3 protein-coding genes and 1 riboswitch are annotated in these 4,023 nt (G+C 72.6%); all 3 genes read right to left on the reverse strand.

What is annotated here, in order from left to right; all coding sequences use genetic code 11:
* Nucleotides 1-2,309 (reverse strand): aminomethyl-transferring glycine dehydrogenase (gene gcvP / locus AC2H6A_RS18380; protein WP_484275167.1); only part of this gene is annotated, 2,309 nt, incomplete at its 3' end.
* A gap of 11 nt (nucleotides 2,310-2,320) precedes the next feature.
* On the reverse strand, nucleotides 2,321-2,707 hold the full coding sequence (gene gcvH, locus AC2H6A_RS18385; protein ID WP_484275168.1) for a glycine cleavage system protein GcvH: 387 nt from the start codon (nucleotides 2,705-2,707) through the stop codon (nucleotides 2,321-2,323).
* Between the two features lie 185 nt (nucleotides 2,708-2,892).
* Nucleotides 2,893-2,987: riboswitch (glycine riboswitch) on the reverse strand.
* 117 nt (nucleotides 2,988-3,104) lie between these two features.
* Nucleotides 3,105-4,019 (reverse strand): DMT family transporter, encoded by a 915-nt coding sequence (locus AC2H6A_RS18390; RefSeq protein ID WP_484275169.1) that lies wholly within the window; start codon nucleotides 4,017-4,019, stop codon nucleotides 3,105-3,107.
* Nucleotides 4,020-4,023 lie beyond the last annotated feature (4 nt).

Raw genomic sequence — 4,023 nt, forward strand, 5'->3', positions numbered from 1 at the left:
GCTTCACCCACGCCCGCCGGGGCGGCCTCGCCTGCGCCGGCCTGCGCCGCGCCGCGGGCCAGTGCGCGGCCCAGCACGAGCGGATCGGCGGGCAGGTGCGGGGCGAGGTGCCGGGCCACCGCGATCGGACCCATGCCGGGGCCGCCGCCGCCGTGCGGGATGCAGAAGGTCTTGTGCAGGTTCATGTGGCAGACATCGGCGCCGATGTGCCCGGGGGAGGTCAGGCCGGCCTGCGCGTTGAGGTTGGCCCCATCCATGTAGACCTGGCCGCCGGCGGCGTGCACCTGGGCGCAGGCCTCGCGGATGCCGGCTTCGAACACGCCGTGCGTGGACGGGTAGGTGACCATCAGCGCCGCAAGCCGGTCGCGGTGGGCCTCGATGCGTGCCGCGAGGTCGGCCATGTCGATGTTGCCCTGCGCGTCGCAGGCCACGACCACGATCCGCAGCCCCATCATCTGCGCGGTGGCCGGATTGGTGCCATGGGCCGAGGCCGGGATCAGGCAGACATCGCGGTGGCCCTGGCCCTGCGCCGCGAGGTAGCTGCGGATGGCCAGCAGACCGGCGTACTCGCCCTGCGCGCCGGAGTTGGGCTGGAACGACACCGCGTGCATGCCGGTGATCTGCGCGAGCCAGCGGCCGAGCTGGCCGAGCATCTCGGCATAGCCGCGGGCCTGCTCGGCAGGCGCGAACGGATGCAGCGCGGCGAGTTGCGGCCAGCTGAGCGGGGCCATCTCGGCGGCGGCGTTCAGTTTCATGGTGCACGAGCCCAGCGGGATCATCGAGTGCACCAGCGAGATGTCCTTGTTCTCGAGGCGCTTGAGGTAGCGCATGAACTCGGTCTCGCTGTGGTAGCGGCTGAACACCGGGTGGGTGAGCGCCGGCGTGGCGCGGCGCAGCGCCGGCGGCAGGCTGGCTGGCTCGGCGCTCAGGCTGGCAGCGGTCGAGGCCACCAGCGCAGCGTCGGGCCGGGTGCCGGTGAACACGAAGGCAAGATCGGCGATGTCGGCGAGCGTGACGGTCTCGTCGAGGCTCACGCCGAGCCGGCCCTGGCCGTGGTCGCGCAGGTTGATGCGGCACTGCGCGGCGCGCGCCAGGATCGCGGGCGCGCGCTCGCCGGCATCGATGCACACCGTGTCGAAGAACTCGGCATGCCGGGGCGCGAGCGTCGGGCCGGCCAGCGCCAGCAGCAGCCGCGCCAGACCGTTGACCCGCAGCGCGATCCGCAGCAGGCCCTGCGGGCCGTGGTAGATCGCATAGAACGCGGCCATGTTGGCGAGCAGCGCCTGCGCGGTGCAGATGTTGCTGGTGGCCTTGTCGCGCCGGATGTGCTGCTCGCGGGTCTGCAGCGCCATGCGCAGCGCCGGGTTGCCGGCGGCATCGCGCGAGACGCCGATCAGGCGGCCCGGCATCATGCGCACCAGCTCCTCGCGCACCGCCATGAAGGCGGCGTGCGGGCCGCCGAAGCCCAGCGGCACGCCGAAACGCTGCGCCGAGCCGATCGCCACATCGGCGCCCATCTCGCCCGCGGTGCGGATCAGCATCAGCGCCAGGGGGTCGGTGCCCACGCAGACCCGCGCGCCGGCGGCGCGCAGCCGCGCGATCAGATCACCGTGGTCGCGCACCCGGCCCTCGGTATCTGGGGTCTGGAGGTGGGCGCCGAAGACCGTGGCCGGATCGAGGTCGCGGTCGGGGTCGCCGACCTGCGGCTGCAGACCCATCCAGCGCGCGCGGGTGACCATGACCGAGATCACCTGCGGATGCGCGCCGGCATCGATGAAGAAGGTCTGGCTCGCACTGCGCGAGGCCCGCCGGCACAACGCCATGGCCTCGGCCGCGGCAGTGGCCTCGTCGAGCAGCGAGGCATTGGCCACCGGCAGTCCGGTGAGCTCGACCACCATCTGCTGGAAGTTGAGCAGCGACTCGAGGCGGCCCTGCGCCACTTCGGCCTGATAGGGCGTGTAGGCGGTGTACCAGCCCGGGTTCTCGAACAGGTTGCGGCGGATGGGCTCTGGCGTGAGGGTGCCGTGATAGCCCGCGCCGATGTAGGAGCGCCAGACCTGGTTTTGCCCGGCGATGGCCTGCAGTTCGGCCAGGGCCGCAGCCTCGGTGGCGGGGGCAGGAAGATCAGGCTCCTGCGCGAGGCGGATGGCCGGCGGCATCGTGGCCGCGATCAGATCCTGGCGGGCGGCATAGCCCAGGGCCGCGAGCATCGCGGTCTCCTCGGCGACCGACGGCCCGAGGTGGCGGGCATGGAACTCGTCGTCGGCGAACAGCGAGCGAACGCCGCCGATGGCATCGGCTGAACTCATGGCGATGCTCCTCAGGCCGCGCCGGGGCCGGCGCTGTAGTCAGTGGCGCTGAGCAGGCCGGCGGCCTGGCCGGGCTGGCTGGGCCGCAGGCGGAAGAGCCAGCCCTCGGCGAAGGGCGACGCGTTGACGGTCTGCGGCGCATCGGCCAGCGCGGCATTGACCTCGAGCACCTCGCCGTCGACCGGCGCGTAGACATCGGAGGCTGCCTTGGTGGACTCGACCACCACGCAGGCCTCGCCCGCGCTCACCTGGCGGCCGGGCTGGGGCAGGTCGACATAGACCAGTTCGCCCAGCGCATCCTGGGCATGGAAGGTGATGCCGACGGTGACGGTGCCGTCGCCGTTGTCGCGCAGCCACTCGTGGCTGGCGGTGTAGCGGAGGTCTGCGGGGTTGTCCATGGGGGGCTCCTGGGCGGCCGTGGGCGCGTGGCGACGGCCTGGCGGCCGCCGGTGCGGGAACCCCCTCTGTCCGTTTGCCTGAGACATTCAGCGAGCGCGGCCCGGGCCGGGCGCGGTCAGCCTGTTTCCTTCGGCGAGGCCGCCGCGACCGCCGGGGCGGGCGCGCGCCTTCTCTCCAGAGAGTCGAAACTGCGGCAGTCCTTTTGCCTGAGAGTTTTCGGGGCGATACACCTTCGGCGCCACCCGCGATGCCGCGGGTGATCTCTCCCGCCGCAGTCAATCGACTGGCGCGCAGAGTGCCCACCGGGGCAGGCGATGTCAAGCCGAGGCCGGTGCGGTTCGGGGGGATTGCGCGTCGGGATGCGTCGGGACGGGTGGGTATCCGGTCGGGGCCGGTTCATGGGTTGCGCGGGCGGCCGGCGCCGGCGCTTTCGCGCGCGATCAGCAGGATGCCGGCCACCGCCATCGCCAGTGCCACGGCATGCGCCCAGCCCACCGATTCGCCCAGCGCGGCCACGCCCACCGCCGTGGCCGCCAGCGGCATCGCGATGGTGAAGACTCCGGCGTGTCCGGCCGGCACCCGCTGCAGGCCCGACAGCCACAGCCAGACCGAGACGATGCTTGCCGACACGGAGTAGAAGGCGAGCAGCAGCCAGTGGCCCAGGCCCACCGCGCCGAAGTCGAAGTGCAGCGCCTGCCACAGCCCGGGTGGGGTCATCAGGGCCAGCCCGATCGCGTTGATCCAGGCCGAGATCCGCATCGGCGGCAGTTGCGCCGTGAGTCGCCGGCCGAGCAGCGCATAGATCGCCTCGCAGACCACGCAGCCCAGCACCAGCAGGTTGCCGGCGAGCGAGCCGGCTCCGCCAGCATCGCCGCGCGCCAGGGAGAGCAGCACCACGCCCCCCACCGCGAGCCCGACCGCCGTCCAGCCGCGCGACCCGAGATGCTCGCGCAGCCAGACATGACCGCCGAGCGCCACCACCGCCGGCAGGGTGGCGAGGATCACGCCAGCGGCACTCGCCGAGGTGAGCGACAGGCCGGCGAGCATGCAGATCGAGAACAGGAAGTTGCCGAAGAACGACTGCGCGAACAGCAGCCGGGCGTGTGGACGCGCCTGGGCGAGACCGCCGCTCCAGGGCAGCATCAGCAGCGCCGCCAGGCCGAAGCGCAGCCAGGCCAGCAGGAACACCGGGAACACCTCGGTGAGCGGCTTGCTGAGTGCGGTGTAGCTGCCGACCAGGGCCATGCCCGAGAAGAGCAGCAGGTAGCCGCCAAGGGCGGAGGCGGCAGGCGCGGGCTGGGCGGCAGGCATGGTC

It is taken from the genome of Quisquiliibacterium sp. (assembly GCF_982640115.1).

Coding starts and splice junctions, on each gene's coding strand:
- gcvH (WP_484275168.1), bottom strand. CDS start 2,707: ATGGACAACCCCGCAGACCTCCGCTACACCGCCAGCCACGAGTGGCTG.
- AC2H6A_RS18390 (WP_484275169.1), bottom strand. CDS start 4,019: ATGCCTGCCGCCCAGCCCGCGCCTGCCGCCTCCGCCCTTGGCGGCTAC.